Consider the following 19834-nt stretch of genomic DNA (forward strand, 5'->3'; position numbering starts at 1 on the left):
AGACGCCTCCTAAATCTGTGGTTTAATTTCTTCCATCGTAAAGGCTTCAATGATATCGCCTTCTTTAATATCACGGTAACGTTCGATGGAAATACCACATTCAAAACTACTCTTTACTTCTTTAACTTCATCTTTGAAGCGACGTAAGGAATCTACATGACCTTCATGAACAACTACACCGTCACGAATCAAGCGGATTTCCGATTTGTTCGTAATCACACCTTCAGTCACATACGAACCGGCTACAATCGCTTTTGGTGTGGAAATAACCTGGCGCACTTCCGCACGGCCCAAGATAACTTCCTTGAATTCAGGTGTTAACATACCGCGCATAGCGCTTTCCACGTCGTTGATGGCATCGTAAATAACGCGATACGTACGAAGGTCAACGCTTTCTTTTTCAGCCGCCTTACGAACGACTGCATCAGGACGAACGTTAAAACCGATAATAATCGCATTCGATGCGGATGCGAGCATAACGTCGGATTCGTTGATAGCACCTACCGCCGCATGAACGATAACGATACGAACTTCCGGATTCTTAATTGCTTCTAAAGACTGACGCAATGCTTCTACGGAGCCTTGAACGTCTGCTTTAATAATAATATTTAAGTCTTTTAATTCACCCTGTTGAATCTGATTAAAGATATCGTCCAAGGTAACTTTATGACTCGTACCCATTTCAGCTAAACGCTGTTTTTCCACACGTTTTTCGGCAATTACACGAGCTTCGTTGTCATCAACGGCATTCATGATTTCACCGGCCTGCGGAACGTCGGACAAACCGAGCACTTCCACCGGCATGGATGGACGAGCTACTTTTACTTTTTCACCGCGTTCGTTCGTCATAGCACGAACTTTACCGTATGCTACACCGGCAATGATGTTGTCACCAACGCGGAGGCTACCTTTTTGTACCAATACAGTACATACAGGACCACGGCCTTTATCGAGTTTAGCTTCGATAACAACGCCTTGCGCATTACGGTTAGGGTTAGCTTTTAATTCCATAACTTCCGCTACGAGCAAGATATTTTCGAGCAAGTCATCAATACCCTGACGCTGTTTAGCGGATACAGGCACCATGATTACATCGCCGCCCCATTCTTCAGGCAATAAACCGTGTTCAGCCAACTGCTGTTTAACATGGTCAGGGTTGGCACCCGGTTTATCCATCTTATTGATGGCTACGATAATAGGCACATTAGCGGATTTTGCGTGGTTAATCGCTTCGATTGTCTGCGGCATAACACCGTCATCGGCAGCAACTACCAATACGGCAATATCCGTAGACTGAGCACCGCGCAAACGCATAGCGGTAAACGCTTCGTGGCCCGGCGTATCCAAGAATGTAATCTTGTTGCCTTTATAACGAACCATATAAGCACCGATATGCTGCGTAATGCCGCCTGCTTCGGATGCGGTTACGTTAGTTTGACGAATTACGTCCAATAAGGAAGTTTTACCATGGTCAACGTGACCCATAATAGTAACAACCGGCGGACGTGGCTGTAAGCTTTCCGGCGAATCTTCCACTTCTACGATTTCAGTAGGATCTTCTTCCGGTGCCGCTTCAGAAACGGTTACACCGAATTCTTCCGCTACGATGGACGCCGTATCAAAGTCGATTTCCTGGTTGATGGTCGCCATAACGCCTAATAACATTAATTTTTTGATGATTTCACTCACTTCACGGCCCATAGCTTCCGCTAATTCTTTAACCGTTAAAGTCTGGCCGATTTCAATGTGAGTAGCAATCATAGCTTCTGCTTTACGTTTTTCTTCTTCTTTGTGCTGGCGATTCTGTTCATTACGCTGTTTTACGCGATTTTTGCTCTTCGCCAAAGAAGTGGACAATAAGGACTGTGGACGGTTGCCGCCACGGTTTTTCTTGTCCTTTTTATTGCGACGGTCATTGTTATTATCGCGACCACCGTCACGATTGTTGCGACCTTCTTTATTGCTGTTGCGATTGTCGCGATTGTTTTTACGATCATTATGATCATTGCGATTGCGGTCTTGATGTTCGTTACGATTGCCGCCCTCGTTTTTCTTATCGCCGTGACGATTATTGCGGTCATTACGGTCTTGACCTTTGTTGTCTTGACGGCGATTATCCTGGTTGCGGTTATCCTGACGCTGTTCTTGACGATTACCATGTTTTTGGTTCTGCTGGTTGCGAGAATCCTGACGGCCCTCATTATTACGATTGCCATCATTATTACGGTTACCGTTATTTCCTTTATTCGTGTTAGGCTTCTGACCTTGTTCGGCACGACGGGCTTCTTGTTTATGAGCCGGTTTCTGACCGTCAGATTGCTTTGCCTCACCTTTAGGGGCTTCGGATTTATGAGCGTCTGCTTTTTTAGGTTCCGCTTTTTTATGACTTTCTTTAGCTGCCGGTTTAGCACTTATTTCAGCCGCCTTTACAGGCGCTTCTTTTGGTGCCTGAGCACTGCGGTTTTTAAAATGTTTGGTAACAAGTTCAATACCTGCATCATCCAAACCGCTGGCCGGCGTCTTAGACTCATAACCGTTACGGCTTAAAAAGTCTATAATCTGTTTATTTTCTACATTTAGTTCTTTACTTAAATCACGTATTCTTTTTTTTGACATCTGCATGCCCCCTCAAATCAATTATCTATTTCTTTGAGCATTGCCTTCGCAAATCCCACATCATTTACAAGTACAATAGCTCTTTGTTCTTTGCCGATGGCATGACCCAGTTCCGCTTTTGTCAAAACATTTCTAAGCGGAACATCATATTGCTGAGCTAACCATATATATTTCTCCGCATTATTCTTAGCACAATCAGTTGCCAGCAAGGCTAAGGGAACATTTCCCCGCTTAATTGCTTTCTCCGCTACAAAATCGCCGGATAACAATTTACCTGCTCGCTGTGCCATGCCTAATAAATTCTTAAATTTCGTTTCGTTCATTTGCTTATTCAGCCTCGTTAAGCCCTAATTCAGCTTTCAGATTTTCATAAATATCAGCTGATACGGCTCGTTTTAAGGAGCGTTCCAAGCGCTTCGCTTTATAAGCAGTCTCAAAGCATTCCGCTTTCGGTTCGATATAAGCACCGCGACCGGCCGCTTTGCCGGTTCTATCTATAGCAATCGTACCTTCCGGTGAGGCTACGATGCGCAGCATCTCTTTCTTATTACGCAACTCGCCACAACCTACACAGATACGCATAGGAGGTGTTTTTTTCTTCATTACGCTTCACCGTCACCTTCAAGCAATTCATTAGCAGCCGTTTCCGGTTCTACTTCATCTGCTTGTGTTTCGCTCTTAATATCGATTTTCCAGTTTGTCAATTTAGCAGCCAAACGAGCATTCTGACCTGCTTTACCGATAGCCAAAGACAATTGGTAATCCGGTACAATAACGCGAGATGTTTTTTCTTCTTCGTTTACATCTACGGAAATTACTTTAGCAGGGCTCAAAGAGTTGGCAATATAAACAGCCGGATCTTCATCCCATTTTACGATATCAATTTTTTCATCGTTTAATTCATCCACGATGTTCTGAACGCGCTGACCTTTAGGACCTACGCAAGCGCCAACCGCATCAATCGTTTCATCACGAGATACTACGGCAATTTTAGAGCGCATGCCCGGTTCGCGAGCAACGGATTTCAATTCGATAACACCTTCATAAATTTCAGGCACTTCTAATTCGAAAAGGCGTTTTAACAGGCCCGGATGAGTACGGCTGATCATAATCTGAGGACCTTTGGTGGTCTTTTTAACTTCTACGATGTAGCATTTAATGCGATCGCCTGCTTTGTATGTTTCCGTCGGAATCTGTTCAGCCGGTGGTAAAATGGCTTCTGTTTTGCCAAGGTCAACGAATACATTGCGACCTTCTACACGCTGTACAAGACCGGTGATGATATCACCTTCACGGCTGAAATATTCTTCGTACACAATGCTGCGTTCCGCTTCTTTAAGACGTTGAATCAACATTTGCTTAGCCGTATGAGCAGCGCTACGTCCGAAGTTCTTAGGTGTTACATCAACTTCTACAATGTCGCCCACTTCAAAACGCATATCCCGTTGTTGAGCTTCGGCGAGAGAAATTTCTTTCTCTGCGTCCTCAACTTCAGCAACTACGGTTTTCTTGGCAAAAACCTTATATTCACCGCTCTCACGGTTTAATTCTACATAGGCGTCCTGATTGGAACCCGGCTCCTTACGGTAAGCCTGCAGCAATGATGCCTCCAAGGACTCAAACACCACTTCCGGCGATACACCCTTCTGCTTTGTTAACACCATAACTGCCTGTACTAATTCTTGACTCACTTATTATTCCTCCAATATTTTCTGTTTTAGTTTTTTATCTTTAAAATTCAAAATGCAAACGAATCTGTGCAATAGCACTTCGTTCTAACACGATTGGGTTTTCCCCGACTTGAATCGTAATAGTCTCATCGGTAAACTCGCCCAGCGCTCCGGTAAATTGCTTCTTCCCATCTACCGGCTTAAACAACTGTACATCAACGTCGGCGCCTTGATAACGAACAAAGTCTTTGTCTTTTTTCAAAACACGATCCAGTCCCGGTGAAGATACTTCCAATAAATAATTTTCTTTAATCGGATCTTTAGCATCCAACACTTCACTCAGCTTCTCGCTGACAATCTGACAATCATCAAGATCGACTCCGCCCGGCTTATCTAAATATACACGCAAATACCAATCCCGTTCGCGCACATATTCCACATCCACCAGTTCCATCTCTGTGCCCTCAATAATCCCTTCCACTATCGAGGATACAAATTCTTCCACGGCTTCTCTTTTCATGGTCATCGCCTCCTTCATTTTGATGTAACACCTGTAATATTACTCACATCGTATTTGCCAAGCACTTGCCTGTCTGTACGCCTGCATAGTGTTTTACTATAAAGTAAAGAGTGAGCCAAGGCCCACTCTTTTAAAAAAGCTTATTTCGAATCACGTATATTATATCATGAACACTGCCAAAACACAAATACTATAACCGATTTTGCAAGTCCGTAAGCACTCTTACAAGCTCACTTTCCAGTTTTGCTTCCAATTCCGGCAATGTCTTTGCGTCGAGGTCATGGTTAATCTCCGGATAATTGTGTCGCCGAAGCTCTGCAAAAAACTCATCACGCAGTACATTGTAGAAAAGTAACAGCCCCGACGTATCATCCATTATGCGATATTCGCCGATAATGTACGAGCCGTTAATCATGCACACCCCATTACTTGGGGCAATATCCCGCACAAAAGGACCTACCTGTTGAGGTAAAAACTCTTCATAGGCCCAGTCAGCAAGGCCTTTGTGTTTATATGCATACGTAAACATTTTTTGAGGCTCGATTAATCGCTCGGTGAGACCTTGCTCAGCGCGCTCTTTCAGCACTGCCTCAAACTCCTCCCAAGAACCACGAATAAAGTTAATATCCGTAAAAGAGAAAAGCGGCATCACTACATGAACTGTATAATCGTCAACTTCCTTATCATACAAAGCTTCCCAACGCCATCCCAGTTCATTTTCATAATGAAAAAAGCGATAATACAAGTCTTCTGCCGTCGTATCGATTACCAGTTTAAAATCGCCCAAAGTATTCGGCAACCATGAAAAATCATAGGTGCGTTCCTTACATTCTGCAATTACATCTGCCATCTGAAATAATCCTTCCTCTTGATTTAATACTATTGATTGTCATCCATAGCGTATAGAGACTCATATTTTTCCTGATTTTTTAAAACAGCCGTTACATACTCACGAGTCTCCGCAAACGGGATTTGCTCAATATCGTCGAAGTCATCGCCCCAATCGTATTGGCTCATCCATTCTTCCACGTGACCACGACCGGCATTATACGCAGCCAAGGCCAAAATTTTATTGCCTTTAAATTCATTCAGCAAATACGCTAAATACCATGTCCCCAGCTTAATATTAGTATCCGGTTCTTTAATATCATTATCGGTCAACTTTGGTTCATTCATTTGTTCCGCAATCCAGTGTGCCGTGTCCGGCATGAGTTGCATAAGCCCCAAAGCACCCGGTGCCGATTCGGCATGTTCATTGAACTTACTCTCCGCCAGAATTACCCCCGCGACTAACGAATAGGGAATCTTATTGGCCCTGGCCGCTGCATGTACAGTGGCACTATGTTCTAAAGGATACGCATAGGTGCGCGCCAGATACGGTTCGCCCACAGCGAAATAGTACCAGCCTAAAATTACGAGGCACCATGCTAAGAATGTAGAGCCTTTCATGCATCCTCCTCAGTAAAAACATGTCCTTTTGCTTGCCATAATTGTTCTAACTGCGCCGCTAAATCCGCCAAAGTGCCATTATTATCAATCACAACATGACTATAGTTTTTCTTCTCCGCTAACGGCATTTGACTGGCAATACGAGCTTTTGCTTCTTCTAAGGTATACCCGTTACGTTCCTGCAAACGAGCCGTCTGAACATCTTCGTTGATAGCTACGAGCCACACTTCATCCATTTCCTTATACCAATTGGTTTCAATGAGTAAGGGAATATCATAGATAACCGCCTTGAAGCCTTCTTTGGCAAAATTTTCAGCTAATTCGTCAATGCGTTGTTTAATGAAGCTGTGTAAAATTTCGTTGGTACGCTTCCGTTTGGCTTCATCGTTAAAAATAATACTGCCCAACTTCGGACGATCAAGCGTGCCTTCCGGCGTAAGAATTTCATCACTGAATTCTGCCACCAAAGCCTTTAGGCCCGGCGTGCCCGGCTCAACAACTTCACGCGCTACTATATCCGCATCAATAATAGGTGCTCCTTTATCTCGAAGCCAGTTGGATACGGTACTTTTTCCGGACGCAATACCGCCGGTTAAACCAATCTTATACATCGTAACTCCCGATAATGTAATAAAAATAATCTTAATGTTGGCAATGTCCGCAAAATACGGTATGACGTCCTCGCAAGGTCATATCCTGGAGCGTCCGTTTACAGCGAACACAAGGTTTACCGCCACGACCATACACCAATAAATGTTCCTGATTTTGCCCTTTGCCGCCGGCACCGTTTTTATAATCGCGAAAACTGGTACCGCCATTAGCCAAACTATCACGTAACACTTTCCGCAGAGCTCGGTGTAAAGCCTTCGTCTCCGCTTCACTCAATGAATCGGCCGGTCTGGTCGGCATAACATGGGCCAAAAACAAAGCTTCATCGGCATAAATATTACCGATGCCGGCTACAAATTGCTGTCCCAGTAAGAACGGCTTTATCGGCATAGAACTACGCCGTGTCAACTCATATAGTTTACCACTTGTGAAAGCTCGACTCAATGGTTCAACGCCCATATTCAGATACGCTTTTAAATCAATCTCTTTCTCCGACTCAAACACATAGAGCGCCCCTAGCGTACGCACATCGCCGTACGCCAGCATTGTCCCGTCGGTAAAGTGAAACAGAATGCGGTCAAAACGCTCTACCTCAGCACTTGGCCGATAGATTAACCGACCCGTCAATTTCAAATGAATAATTAACTGTAAATCAGAATTCTGCCAAGTAATGATTAAATACTTCCCTCTTCGTTTTACGGCTTCGATGGTCTGCCCGGTAATTAGCGTTTCCGCCACATCAGCCGGACAATTACGCCACATGCGCGGCAGTAAAGATTCCACATAAGCTACCGTTTTACCGGCTGCGTGTTCATGGATATATTCTTTTATCAGTTCCACTTCCGGTAATTCCGGCATTCGTTTCACCTCTTAACCAATTATAGAGTGATTATTGTATAGGCCTATACACCTATATAAACGTTTGAGCTTTTAATTTGGCTCTGATTTTGTTAAAAATTTTCTATTATTTCACATCCGCCCAGTTCGTAGCACTGTGTACGTCTACAATGAGCGGTACTTTTAATTCCACTACACTGTCCATGATGTCTGCCAATAACTTCATGACGGCCTTTTCTTCTTCTTTAACGACTTCCAATACAAGTTCGTCATGCACCTGTAACAAAAGACGAGATTTAAAGCCATCAGCTTCTAGGCGCTGTTCCACCTGATTCATGGCCAATTTAATAATATCAGCCGCACTGCCCTGAATCGGCGTGTTCATCGCCGTACGTTCCGCAAAGGAGCGGCGATTAAAGTTACGGCTGTTAATATCCGGTAAAGAACGGACACGGCCGAACATAGTGCGCACCATGCCGGTTTCATGTGCTTCCGCCACCATATTATCCATATATTCTTTAACTTTAGGATAACGATGGAAATATAGTTCAATATAATCTTTCGCTTCACCGCGGGTAATACCTAAATCACGGGACAAACCAAAATCACTGATACCGTAAATAATGCCGAAGTTAACCGCTTTCGCATGGGAACGTTCAGTCGGCGTAACGTCTTCAATCGCTTTACCGAGCACTTCAGCGGCCGTAAAACGGTGAATATCTTCGCCATCCATAAAGGCTTTAATGAGAGCCGGATCCTCCGACAAATGCGCCAAAATACGAAGTTCAATCTGCGAATAGTCCGCACTCACCAAAGTATCGTAGCCTTTACCCGGCAAGAACAATGCTCTAATCTCACGTCCTTTTTCCGTACGGACCGGAATATTCTGCAAATTCGGATCGGAACTGCTGAGGCGCCCCGTAGCCGTTACCATCTGATTAAACGTGCTGTGAATGCGTTCCGTTTTTTTATCGATTAACGGTTTCAAACCTTCCAAATAAGTAGAAATCAATTTAACTACCGTACGATATTTCAAAATGAGCTCAATAATCGGATGGTCGTTGCGAAGCATATCGAGTACTTCCGCATTGGTGGAGTAACCCGTTTTCGTCTTTTTCAAAACAGGTAAATTTAATTTTTCAAAGAGAATAACACCCAACTGTTTCGGCGAATTAATGTTAAACTCTTCCCCGGCCTCTTTATAAATGGCATCGCGTAATTCGTTAGCTTCCGCTTCGAAGCGAGTTTGAGTTTCTTCTAAAGCTGCTTTATCAATGTAAATACCATTCTTTTCCATAACGAGCAAGGTATGTACGAGCGGTAATTCAATGGTTTTATATAAATCCCAGAGACCGTTATCCTTGAGCACTTCCTGCGCTACTGATTGCATAGTGAGTAAAGCCTTTGCCGTGGCGGCAGATTCATTGGCATCACCCGTAGCCGGCACGGTCGGTGCACTGAATCGTTCGGTCAAGTAAGAAATACCATAATTGGTACGCGTCGGATCCGCCAAATAAGCCATCAAAGTTAAATCCCAAATTCGCGGTTCACCGTCGGCTGTAAATAAAGGCATGGTACCCGGTCTTGCGTCCCCCGTCACTTCGAGGAGTAACTTACTGTCCTCCGTCGTAATCGTAGCCGCATCCTTTAGCATAGTCGGCAACAATTCGGCGAACTTAGCATGACCGCCGTCTAAACGAGCTACCGTTTCACCATTGGCCACAAAAATTTCGTCAATTGTACGGAATGGATGGGCACCACCGGCTTTAACGACAATACCTAAATCTTTATTTTTGTAAAAGTCAGGTGTAATCGCTTCAATACCTGCGATTTCCAATTTGGAAGCCGTTGGTGATTCGGCAAAATCCGCAAATAAGGAGTCGCTATCAACCGGTGTCGGCGCCGTAATCCCCATAGCCTTGATGAGACGCGGCGTTACGCTGTGAAAACCTAAACGATCAAAGAGCGGCACGATTTCCGTTTCATGAGCTGACGTTACAAAATCGGAAGCTTTATAATCTAAGTCCATATCGGTTTTAATAGTCGCTAAGGTGCGCGACAAGAAAGCCAACTCTTTATTGTCGGCCAATTTTTCTTTTAACTTACCTTTTATGGAATCAATATTATCGTAAACGCCTTCTAAAGTACCGTATTCATTAAGCAATTTAAGAGCCGTTTTTTCACCGACGCCGGGCACACCCGGAATATTATCGGAGCTGTCCCCCATGAGGGCCTTCATATCAATAACCATGTCAGGGCCATAGCCGTATTCGTCCGCCATATTATCGGGACGAACTTCGAGCATATCGCTGATACCCTTTTTAGTTAAATAAACCGTGCTGTGTTCATCAACGAGCTGCAAGCTGTCGCGGTCACCGGTGATGATATACACGGCCGTATCTTTATTTCCCAGTTTTTTGCTTAAAGAGCCGATAATATCGTCCCCTTCATAGCCTTCTTCTTCGATAACCGTAATTCCGAGTGCCTCTAACACTTCACGAATAAGGCCAAACTGAGGACGCAAATCATCCGGTGCATTTGGGCGATTGCCTTTGTAGTCCGCATAAAGCTCCGTACGGAATGTTTCTTTCCCCTTATCAAAAGCTACCGCCACATAATCAGGATGTAAATCATTATATAGTTTAACAAGCATGGTTAAAAAACCGTACACCGCATTGGTCGGCACGCCCAGCGCATTACTGAGCGGCGGTAGCGCAAAAAAAGCACGGTACAACAAACTGCTGCCATCTATAATCATTAATTTTTTCATAAAGCACCTCTTTACCATCAATATCGACTTTATAGGTTATATATTACATACCTTATAGGTCATACGTATTCAAAGGCCATACCTTCTTTGGCTATAGCTTTTCAAAGGTTATACCTTCCTATTCTATACGTTTTCAAAATTTAGCTGTATAATATATAGTCTAAACTAATGTTCAACATATCTGAAACTATTATATCATAAATATAAGGCAAAACTAATCTTTATAAGGTATTGCACAACAATACGCACTGTGCTATAATTATTCAGGTATATTATTGTAATCATAAGGAGGTGACTCAATTGCCAAATATCAAATCCAGTATTAGAAGCGTAAAAACGGACGCTGAACGTCGTGCGAAAAACTCCGCTGTGAAATCTCAAATTCGTACAGCTACACGCAAAACGGTTGAAGCTGTAGAAGCAGGCGCAGTAGAAGATGCTAAAAAAGCACTTGTTCAAGCTACTAGCGTAATTGATAAAGCAGCCTCCAAAGGCGTTCTTCATAAAAACACAGCAGCTCGCAAGAAATCTAACTTAACGGCTAAAGTGAATGCTTTATAATTAAAGCACAAAAGCGTTGTAACCTAGTTACGGCGCTTTTTTTATTGTACGCCGAATAGGCATGACAAAACCCCCAGTTAAACTGGGGGTCGGTAAAAAATTCTTATAGAAAAGGAAAGAACCTCCTAATGATACAATGAAGTTGGTCTGGCAACCACAACATTTCAACTTAGGAGGTTCAATGTCAATGAATGACGTAAAAAGCTTATCACATAGTAAATGGAGATGTAAATACCATATTGTCTTTGCACCTAAGTATAGACGACAAGTTATATATGGGCGAATAAAAGTTGATATAGGGAAAATATTAAGAGATTTATGTACAAGAAAGAATGTGGAGATTATAGAGGCGGAGTGCTGCCCCGATCATATACATATGCTCGTTACTATACCTCCACATTTAAGTGTATCAAGTTTTATGGGGTATTTAAAGAGTAAAAGTAGCCTCATGATATTCGATAAACATGCTAATTTAAAATATAAGTATGGGAATCGACATTTTTGGTGTAGAGGATATTATGTGGATACGGTAGGCAGATACGAAGGAGCGATAAAGGAGTATATTCGCAATCAATTACAAGAAGATATAGCTCAAGATACGTTAAATTTTAAAGAATATATGGACCCGTTCACGGGTGAGCAGGTAAAGTAGGCAAAAATAAAAGCCCCCGAGTAGGGGGCAGCCAGTGGTAATAGAGTGGTTGTCAGATTACTCAAAGCCCTCTTTAGAGGGCAACCACTAGAGAAAGACCCTTATAGGGTCAGAGCAAACCACCCGTTCTACGGGTGGTTATGATTTGTCAAAACCCCTCTCCCCCCTAAAGTCGCACTATCATGCAGGGCGTCTTTGAAGGAAAACTATTTCTACCTAAATATGCACACCGTTCTTGCGTATATTATAAAAAACATCCCCTCTTCGTAGAGCCTTTTTGCGAATGCAAAACCAGCCTGCGGAGAGGGGATGTTTTTTATTTTTTACCTAGAAGATATGTTTTTCTATTTAAGATCGCCGTGCATGATAGTGCGGAACAAATTCAATGCCACGGCCACCGGCTTTCCTTCATCCAAAGCAGTCGTAGCCTGACCGATAGCGCGACGGAAGGTTTCATACGTTTCTTCCGTACCGGATTTTTCTACCGCATCGATATCCATGTCCATGATGTATTTAAATAAGTCATGGATTTCATCGTTGCTCATCCCCTGCTCCTGCGCTACGGCAGTCTGTCTTTTAGCCCAATAATAACGGGCTTTTTCAGCCGGATCCGTTGGAACCGGATGTTTTGCATGTGTACAACTCATAGTATTTCCTCAATTCTTTTTAAAATTAATACCATCACAATATCTGAATTTAAATCTTATACTTTAGATTTATTATTTTGCATCTTTAATTACACTTAAGAAACTTGTGCCTACATCGCCTTTAAGACCGAAATTATCGAGTATGGTCTGCCCCACATCGGCAAAGGTATCGCGGTCGCCCAAAGCTATCGGTTTATTTAAACCTTGCCAATAGCCTAATAAAGGTACCAATTCGCGAGTATGGTCGGTCCCGTGCCAAGTAGGATCATTGCCGTGGTCGGCGGTGATTAGTAACAAATCATCTTCAGTGAGAAGATCCAAGAGTCCTCCCAGCTGGTAGTCAAAGTCTTCCAAGGCTCTTTTGTAACCCGGTACATTGCGGCGATGACCGTACATGCTGTCAAATTCCACAAGATTAATCATCATGAGGCCTTCTTTAAAGGTGCCGCCTAAGAGACGAGCCGCTTCGTTCATACCGTGACTGTTCGATTTAGTCGGATAGGATTCACTGATACCGACACGGGCATAAATATCGCCGATTTTGCCCACACCAATAGTCTGTAAATTATGCTGTTGTAGGATTTCCCAGTATAAAGTTTTTTCAGGCATACGACTGTAATCATGACGATTGGCAGTCCGCTTGAAATGGCCTAATTCACCCACAAAAGGTCTTGCAATGATACGCCCCACATAATAATCGCCGACACAGACTTTTTCACGGGTAATCTTGCAAATACGATACAGCTCTTCAAGAGGAATTACATCTTCATGAGCGGCAATCTGAAAAACGGAATCGGCCGACGTATAGACAATCGGTTTGCCCGTTTTCATATGTTCTTCGCCGAGGCGTTCAATAATTTCCGTGCCGGATGCTACTTCATTACCTAAATAGCCATAGCCCGTTTCACGGGTAAAGGCGTCCATAACTTCTTTCGGAAAGCCTTCATAAAAAGTCGGAAACGGCACATCCACAGGATGACCTAAAAGTTCCCAATGGCCGCTCGTCGTGTCCTTACCGCGACTGATTTCATGGAGTCGGCCGAAAAGACCGGTTACCGGTTCGTCATCGGCTTTAATATTCGCAATATTGGCCAATCCTAAGCGTTTTAAATTAGGACAACGTAAGGTTCCGCCGACCGATTCAATATGGCCCACAGTATTAGCCCCTTCGTCGCCAAAGGCACCAGCATCAGTCGCATGACCGATACCCACGCTATCCATAACCAATAATATAACTCGTTTAAACATAATACGCCTCTATTCTTTTCTTAAGTTAACTTAAGATACTGTTTATTTTATGTATGGCATAGCCAAAGCTAATGCCGCTAATGTTTTAGCGTCTTTAATTTCTTCCTTACGAATCGCTTCCATCAACTCGTCGAACGTGTAATATTCGAGTTCCACATATTCATCATCATCCCAATTAGTTTCACCCTTGCTAAGGCCTTTAGCCACATAGAGATGAATCACTTCATTACAAAAACCGGGACTTGTGGCAATAGCGCCTAAGGAAATCCATTCGGAAGCTTTATAACCCGTTTCTTCTTCCAATTCACGTTTGGCACAATGTAACGGGTCTTCCGCGCCGTCCAGTTTGCCCGCCGGGATTTCCAGTAAACCGCGATCCAAGGCATAACGGAATTGGCGTTCCATAACGATACGGCCTTGATCGTCAATCACAACGATGGCACTGGCACCTGGATGATGAACCACTTCACGCCAAGCTTCCTTGCCGTTTACATCGGCTACGTCAAAAGTAACTTTAATCAAACGACCGTCAAATTTCATTTCCGATGATATCTGTTTTTCTCTGTGCAAGCTCATAGGTATCTCCTCTTTGCTGATTTCACTAATTCTAAAATACGATTACCGGCGACTCTAACGCCCAACGCGCTCTGCCGGCTAAACAGTTTATATTGAAATATATTCTCTATTTATTGTATCACACAAAATCCAAAGGTAAAGCGATGAAAAGTTTATGCCCGCCTATTAACTAATTTCTATGGTTCTATAATTTATTTTGGGGCGCTAAAGAGAAACGCTAGTTGCGTGTCCTCTTGGCGCCTACTTTTTTTGCATAAAAAAGACATATTGAATAAAATCCGATACAATAAAGGTGCTAACAATTAACGAAAGGATGTTTATTCAATATGTCTAGTCTTAATTATATAGGAAAAATGCTCGGAATAAAAGATTCACATATCCAAAATATGAGAGAAACTACAGAAGAATATGTATTACATGTGATGGTGCCGGTAAAACCTCATGTTTGTCCTAATTGCCATAAGGAAACAACTCGTATAAAAGGCTACACACATCGTACAATCCGCCACACTACAACCAATGAAAAGCCGATTCGCCTTATCTATCGTCAACGTCGGTATAGCCGCACTTGCGGACGCACGTTTAATGAAAAAACAGAATTCTCTACGCGCTATCTTAGGACTACACCCCGACTACGAGAAGTGGTCATTACTGAATTGTCAGAGGTAAAATCTCTAACAGCAGTTGCTAAACATTGTCATATTAGCGTAACTCAAGTTATTCGCATTTTTAAGGAAATTAACTATAGCCGACCCAAGACATTACCTGCGGTAATATCTATTGACGAATTTAAAGGCAATGCAGCCGGCCAAAAATACCAGGTCATCCTTACCGATCCTAATGACCATAAAATACTGGATATTCTGCCTAAACGAGATACGGTCAAGCTAATACAGTACTTTTTGCAATTCCCAAGACACGTACGAAACAACGTAAAATACATCACAATGGACATGTCCCTCCAATTCCGCTCCGTCATGAAGCAATGCTTCCCTAAAGCTCGTATTATTGCCGACAGATTCCACTTAATCCGGCTGGTGACCTTTACCCTTGAGCGAGTGCGTAAAGCTGAGCAAAACACCTTAACTAATGCAAGCCGAACCTTCAAAACGAATAAGCGAATATTGACTAAACATTTTAAGGATTTAACTGACAATGAATATGCAAAACTGATGGATATGTTTCACTATTCATCGAGATTACACCGTGCCTATATGCTAAAATATGCCTTCCATACAGTGTTGAAATTTAAACGGAGGCGCGATATTCTAAGGTCCATAAATGAATGGCTTTCATTAGTTTTTGACTCTGAACTACCTGAATTTCAATCCCTCTTAAAAACGTTCTCCTCTTGGAGCGACGAAATTATTAATGCCTTAACCTTACCATATTCAAACGGCTTTACCGAGGGTTGCAATAACAAAATTAAAGTTTTAAAACCTTGCTCTTTTGGGATACGGAACTTCCACTACTTCCGTAACCGGATTTTATTCATCAATGCAAGAAAAGGACACGCAACAGTTATGTCGCATGTCCTTCCTCAAAGTGCATAGACTCTTTAGCGCCCCAAAATTTGACAAAGAGCCATTTCTATGGCTGAACTCAAAATATAACAAAAAACTCCACGGCAACCACACTCAGCAAGCTGAGCGTAGTGTCATGGAGTTTTATTACCTAATTATTACCGGTACTGCCGATACCGCCTTTACGGATACCGGTGGCATCGTCATCGGTAGCGATTAAATATTTGGAGAAAATGCCCTGGGCCACGCGTTCGCCTTTTTCAAGCTGAACTTCTTCTTTCCCCATATTAATAAGGGCAATCAGAATATGACCTTCGTTTTCTTCATTATTATAATAATCACTGTCAATGATGCCGGTACTATTCACGAGCATAAGGTGCCGTTTAATAGCCATGCTGGAACGAATATGAATCGCCAAATATTCATCGTAATTCATAAACGCTTTGAGGCCTGTAGCCACCAACTTCATTTCGCCGGGCGCAATTGTTACGGCTTCCGCACATTCAATATCGTAGCCCGCGCTTTCCGTTGTTTTCCGTCTTGGTAAAGCTATATCTTTATCTTCAAACTGTGATACAACTTCAAATCCACGTATATCCATCTAAGGACTCCTCTTTCAAGTGATAGTTATTTTAAGCAATCTTTGCGGGACAAGTTAATACGACCCTGTTTATCAATTTCGATAACTTTAACCATAATTTCGTCGCCCACATTGACAACATCTTCCACATTTTCAACACGTTCTTTAGCTAATTTGGAAATATGTACCAAACCTTCTTTGCCCGGTAATACTTCAACAAAGGCACCAAAGTTCATAAGACGGGTTACTTTACCGAGGTAAACTTCACCCACTTCAACTTCTTTCGTCAAGTTGGTAATAATTTCAATCGCTTTATTAGCCGCCGCTTCTTCAACAGCAGCAATGAAGATAGTGCCATCATCTTCAATATCGATTTTAGCACCGGTTTCTTCGATGATACCGCGAATTACTTTGCCGCCTTGACCGATTACGTCACGAATCTTGTCAGGGTCGATGTTCATGGTAATAATGCGCGGAGCCCATGGGGACATATTATCACGCGGTGCATCGATAACAGCAAGCATTTTGCCCATAATGTGCATACGGCCTTTATGAGCCTGTTCCAATGCTTCTTTTAAGATTTCACGGGATAAACCGGAAATTTTAATATCCATCTGAATAGCGGTAACGCCTTTCGCCGTACCGGCTACTTTGAAGTCCATATCGCCCAAAGCATCTTCCATGCCTTGAATATCCGTTAAAATCGTGTAATGTTCACCCTGAGTTACAAGACCCATAGCAATACCGGCTACCGGTGCTTTAATAGGCACACCGGCGTCCATTAAGGACAAGGTGCTACCGCACACGCTGGCCATGGAGCTGGAGCCGTTGGATTCCAATACTTCGGATACCAAACGCATAGCGTATGGGAATTCTTCTTCTGTTGGCAAAACGGCCAATAAAGCACGTTCAGCCAAGGCACCGTGACCGATTTCACGACGTCCAGGACCGCGGGAGGAACGAGCTTCCCCTACGGAATAGGATGGGAAATTGTAGTGGTGAATATAACGTTTTTCCGTTTCAATACCGATACCGTCGATAGTCTGTTTTTCAGACAATGGAGCTAAAGTACAGATATTAAGAACCTGAGTTTGACCACGAGTGAATAAGCCGGAACCGTGAGTGCGAGGCAATACACCTACACGTACGCTGATTGGACGAACTTCATCCAACTGACGGCCGTCCGGACGGATTTTTTCAACCGTAATCATATGACGAACGATTTCTTTCGTCATTTTTTCAAGCGCCATATTTACATCATCCATATTTTCAGGATAGATTTCTTCAAAATGAGCGCGTGTATCAGCATATACTTCATCCTGCTGCGCATCGCGTTGTTGTTTATCGGCACAACGTACGGCTTTATCGAGGGCATCATGAGCGTATTCTTTAATGGCTGCCAAAATATCTTCGTCTAAAGCATGCGTTGGCAATACGCGTTTTTCTTTGCCTGCCACGGCTACCATTTCTTCCTGGAAAGAAACGATGCGTTTAATTTCTTCATGAGCCGCCATGATAGCGTCTAAGAGTACGTCTTCCGCTACTTCCTGCGCACCGCCTTCTACCATCAAGATAGCATCTTTTGTGCCCGCTACGACTACATTTAAGTCAGTAGCTTCAAGTTGTGCTACGGTTGGGTTAATTACAAAAGAACCGTTTACACGGCCGATGCGTACACCGGCGATTGGACCTGCCCAAGGAATGTCGGACAAAGCCAAAGCTGCGGACGCACCAATCATACCGCAAATTTCAGGTGCATTATCCTGGTCTACGGACAATACGGTAGCACATACATGCACTTCATTACGGCAACCTTTGTCGAATAATGGGCGAATCGGACGGTCAATCAAACGGCTGTGCAAAATAGCTGTTTCCGGCGGACGACCTTCACGTTTAACGAAGCCCCCCGGAATGCGGCCTACCGCATACATTTTTTCTTCATAATCTACAGTCAATGGGAAGAAGTCAATGTCTTTGGCTTCTTTGGATGCCGTAGCCGTTACCAATACGACCGTATCACCATAACGTACTAAGGCTGCACCGCCTGCTTGTTTTGCCAATTCCCCTGTTTCAATAGTTAGGGTACGACCGGCAAGATCCATTTGGAATTGTTCCATTCCGATTCCTCCTCTGAGTTACTCTTCTACAATTTTTACATTCTCTATTATTGTAAATGATTATCTCATAAAATAAAAGTGTTTTATTAGTTATTATATAAAAAAAGCGGCCAAGGCCGCTTTTTAAGTTACGCAAACTAACGCGTGAAACGCAATTATTTACGTAAGTTTAATTTTTCAAGAATTGCACGGTAACGTTCAATGTCTTTACGACGAAGGTAGTCAAGCATGTTACGGCGTTGACCAACCAATTTCAAAAGACCACGACGGGAGTGATGATCCTTTTTGTGTTCTTTCAAATGTTCAGTAAGGTATACAATGCGGTTAGTCAAAATCGCGATTTGTACTTCCGGAGATCCGGTGTCGCCTTCATGAACAGCAAATTCTTTGATGATAGCTTGTTTAGCTTCTGTAGTTAACATTATTATGTCCTCCTGTACTACGAATAAAATCTCGACAAGCCAAAGTAAACGTTGGAGATTCGAATACTTCGCTTGCGTTAACAGTGCGTATAGCACCTTAATGAGTATACTATATGCCCCTATAATTGTAAAGAGGGATTTTACAAAAATCCCTCTTTACATACGTCGTTATAAGTACAACGATATTCATTTTATGTAAATACCATATAATGGCATCCACTGTTCATTACGATTGAATTTTAGGTTCCCAACATCATACGGTCACTAATAGTATCGCCGGCCACTTCAAAGCGTTCCAATAAGTCTTGAACCGTTAATTTCTTCTTCTCTTCGCCGCGCACGTCAAAGATAATGCGTCCGTTATTCATCATAATCAGACGATTGCCGAAACGCAAGGCATCACGCATGTTATGCGTAATCATAAGGGTTGTCAGATTATGCTCTTTAACGAGTTTATCCGTCAACGTTAACACGTTTTCAGCCGTCTTAGGATCAAGGGCTGCCGTATGTTCATCGAGCAATAGCAGCTCAGGACGAAGCATGGTGGCCATTAACAAGGTAATGGACTGGCGCTGACCGCCGCTCAATAAGCCCATACGAGCCGTCAAACGGTCTTCGAGACCAAGGCCTAAGAGGGATAAACGTTCACGGAACAATTCCCGTTCTTTCGGTACGAACGCCCATTTAAGGCCCATCCGTTTACCACGGCGCAAAGCGAGAAGAAGATTTTCTTCAATTTGCATGTTCCCCGCCGTACCAAGCATAGGGTCCTGGAATACACGGCCGATAAACGCCGCTCGTTTGTATTCCGGCATTTTCGTAATATCCGTATCATTAATATGAATGGATCCGGAATCAATGGGAAATACACCGGCAATGGAATTCAACAAGGTACTCTTACCGGCCCCGTTACCGCCGATAACGGTAGCAAAATCACCGGACTCCAAGCGTAAATCAACGCCATGAAGAGCCACTTTTTCATTGACCGTACCTTTAAAGAATGTTTTGACAATCTGTTTAACTTCTAACATAGGTAG

At 43.1% G+C, this 19834-nt stretch carries 20 protein-coding genes; 3 read left to right on the forward strand and 17 right to left on the reverse strand.

Annotated features, from left to right (window positions below; translation table 11 throughout):
- Positions 1 to 9 precede the first annotated feature (9 nt).
- The 10 genes from infB to polA all read right to left on the reverse strand — a co-directional run bounded on the left by infB (position 10) and on the right by polA (position 10471).
- Entirely contained in the window at positions 10 to 2616 is a 2607-nt protein-coding gene (gene infB / locus CCC71_RS07655; protein WP_021841404.1) for a translation initiation factor IF-2, read from the reverse strand.
- A gap of 17 nt (positions 2617 to 2633) precedes the next feature.
- Positions 2634 to 2939 carry a L7Ae/L30e/S12e/Gadd45 family ribosomal protein gene (locus tag CCC71_RS07660; RefSeq protein ID WP_021841405.1) on the reverse strand — a complete coding sequence of 102 codons (306 nt, stop codon included), beginning with the start codon at positions 2937 to 2939 and terminating at the stop codon, positions 2634 to 2636.
- Positions 2940 to 2943: 4 nt separating this feature from the next.
- A complete protein-coding gene (gene rnpM / locus CCC71_RS07665; RefSeq protein ID WP_021841406.1) occupies positions 2944 to 3219 on the reverse strand; it encodes an RNase P modulator RnpM in 276 nt (91 codons plus the stop codon).
- On the reverse strand, positions 3219 to 4307 hold the full coding sequence (gene nusA, locus CCC71_RS07670) for a transcription termination factor NusA (protein ID WP_021841407.1): 1089 nt from the start codon (positions 4305 to 4307) through the stop codon (positions 3219 to 3221). The genes rnpM and nusA overlap by 1 nt, the downstream gene beginning before the upstream one ends.
- A 40-nt stretch (positions 4308 to 4347) precedes the next feature.
- Positions 4348 to 4806 carry a ribosome maturation factor RimP gene (locus tag CCC71_RS07675; RefSeq protein ID WP_021841408.1) on the reverse strand — a complete coding sequence of 153 codons (459 nt, stop codon included), beginning with the start codon at positions 4804 to 4806 and terminating at the stop codon, positions 4348 to 4350.
- A 190-nt stretch (positions 4807 to 4996) separates the two neighbouring features.
- Positions 4997 to 5656, reverse strand: a complete 660-nt coding sequence (locus CCC71_RS07680) for a hypothetical protein (RefSeq protein WP_021841409.1) — start codon at positions 5654 to 5656, stop codon at positions 4997 to 4999.
- Between the two features lie 29 nt (positions 5657 to 5685).
- On the reverse strand, positions 5686 to 6255 hold the full coding sequence (locus CCC71_RS07685) for a lytic transglycosylase domain-containing protein (protein ID WP_021841410.1): 570 nt from the start codon (positions 6253 to 6255) through the stop codon (positions 5686 to 5688).
- Positions 6252 to 6866, reverse strand: a complete 615-nt coding sequence (coaE, locus tag CCC71_RS07690) for a dephospho-CoA kinase (protein ID WP_021841411.1) — start codon at positions 6864 to 6866, stop codon at positions 6252 to 6254. The genes CCC71_RS07685 and coaE overlap by 4 nt, the downstream gene beginning before the upstream one ends.
- A 31-nt stretch (positions 6867 to 6897) precedes the next feature.
- Positions 6898 to 7722, reverse strand: coding sequence for a bifunctional DNA-formamidopyrimidine glycosylase/DNA-(apurinic or apyrimidinic site) lyase (gene mutM / locus CCC71_RS07695; RefSeq protein WP_021841412.1), 825 nt, complete (start codon positions 7720 to 7722; stop codon positions 6898 to 6900).
- A 106-nt stretch (positions 7723 to 7828) separates the two neighbouring features.
- Positions 7829 to 10471: a DNA polymerase I gene (polA, locus tag CCC71_RS07700; protein WP_021841413.1), complete on the reverse strand. Its 2643-nt coding sequence runs from the start codon at positions 10469 to 10471 to the stop codon at positions 7829 to 7831.
- Between the two features lie 300 nt (positions 10472 to 10771).
- Between polA and rpsT the strand changes: the two genes are divergently transcribed.
- Positions 10772 to 11032 carry a 30S ribosomal protein S20 gene (rpsT, locus tag CCC71_RS07705; RefSeq protein WP_006556889.1) on the forward strand — a complete coding sequence of 87 codons (261 nt, stop codon included), beginning with the start codon at positions 10772 to 10774 and terminating at the stop codon, positions 11030 to 11032.
- Between the two features lie 187 nt (positions 11033 to 11219).
- Positions 11220 to 11684: an IS200/IS605 family transposase gene (gene tnpA / locus CCC71_RS07710; protein WP_156703932.1), complete on the forward strand. Its 465-nt coding sequence runs from the start codon at positions 11220 to 11222 to the stop codon at positions 11682 to 11684.
- 344 nt (positions 11685 to 12028) lie between these two features.
- Here tnpA and CCC71_RS07715 read toward each other — a convergent pair whose 3' ends face one another.
- From CCC71_RS07715 to CCC71_RS07725, 3 genes are all read right to left on the reverse strand, one after another.
- Entirely contained in the window at positions 12029 to 12331 is a 303-nt protein-coding gene (locus tag CCC71_RS07715) for a hypothetical protein (protein WP_021840215.1), read from the reverse strand.
- 72 nt (positions 12332 to 12403) lie between these two features.
- A complete protein-coding gene (locus tag CCC71_RS07720; RefSeq protein WP_021840216.1) occupies positions 12404 to 13579 on the reverse strand; it encodes a phosphopentomutase in 1176 nt (391 codons plus the stop codon).
- A gap of 42 nt (positions 13580 to 13621) precedes the next feature.
- On the reverse strand, positions 13622 to 14155 hold the full coding sequence (locus tag CCC71_RS07725; protein WP_021840217.1) for an NUDIX domain-containing protein: 534 nt from the start codon (positions 14153 to 14155) through the stop codon (positions 13622 to 13624).
- Between the two features lie 386 nt (positions 14156 to 14541).
- Here CCC71_RS07725 and CCC71_RS07730 point away from each other — a divergent pair, with 386 nt between their 5' ends.
- The gene (locus tag CCC71_RS07730; RefSeq protein ID WP_296333404.1) at positions 14542 to 15708 is read left to right on the forward strand and encodes an ISL3 family transposase; all 1167 of its coding nucleotides are present in this window, start codon (positions 14542 to 14544) and stop codon (positions 15706 to 15708) included.
- A 121-nt stretch (positions 15709 to 15829) separates the two neighbouring features.
- On the opposite strand, the gene dut is transcribed toward CCC71_RS07730, so the two are convergent.
- The 4 genes from dut to CCC71_RS07750 all read right to left on the reverse strand — a co-directional run bounded on the left by dut (position 15830) and on the right by CCC71_RS07750 (position 19828).
- Positions 15830 to 16279: a dUTP diphosphatase gene (gene dut, locus CCC71_RS07735; RefSeq protein WP_021842439.1), complete on the reverse strand. Its 450-nt coding sequence runs from the start codon at positions 16277 to 16279 to the stop codon at positions 15830 to 15832.
- 26 nt (positions 16280 to 16305) lie between these two features.
- Positions 16306 to 18375, reverse strand: coding sequence for a polyribonucleotide nucleotidyltransferase (locus CCC71_RS07740; RefSeq protein WP_296333405.1), 2070 nt, complete (start codon positions 18373 to 18375; stop codon positions 16306 to 16308).
- Positions 18376 to 18530: 155 nt separating this feature from the next.
- A complete protein-coding gene (gene rpsO, locus CCC71_RS07745; RefSeq protein ID WP_006556895.1) occupies positions 18531 to 18797 on the reverse strand; it encodes a 30S ribosomal protein S15 in 267 nt (88 codons plus the stop codon).
- 239 nt (positions 18798 to 19036) lie between these two features.
- On the reverse strand, positions 19037 to 19828 hold the full coding sequence (locus CCC71_RS07750) for an ABC transporter ATP-binding protein (protein ID WP_021842437.1): 792 nt from the start codon (positions 19826 to 19828) through the stop codon (positions 19037 to 19039).
- Positions 19829 to 19834 lie beyond the last annotated feature (6 nt).

Source organism: Veillonella sp. LMAG:90 (assembly GCF_008679445.1).
Lineage (GTDB): Bacteria > Bacillota > Negativicutes > Veillonellales > Veillonellaceae > Veillonella_A.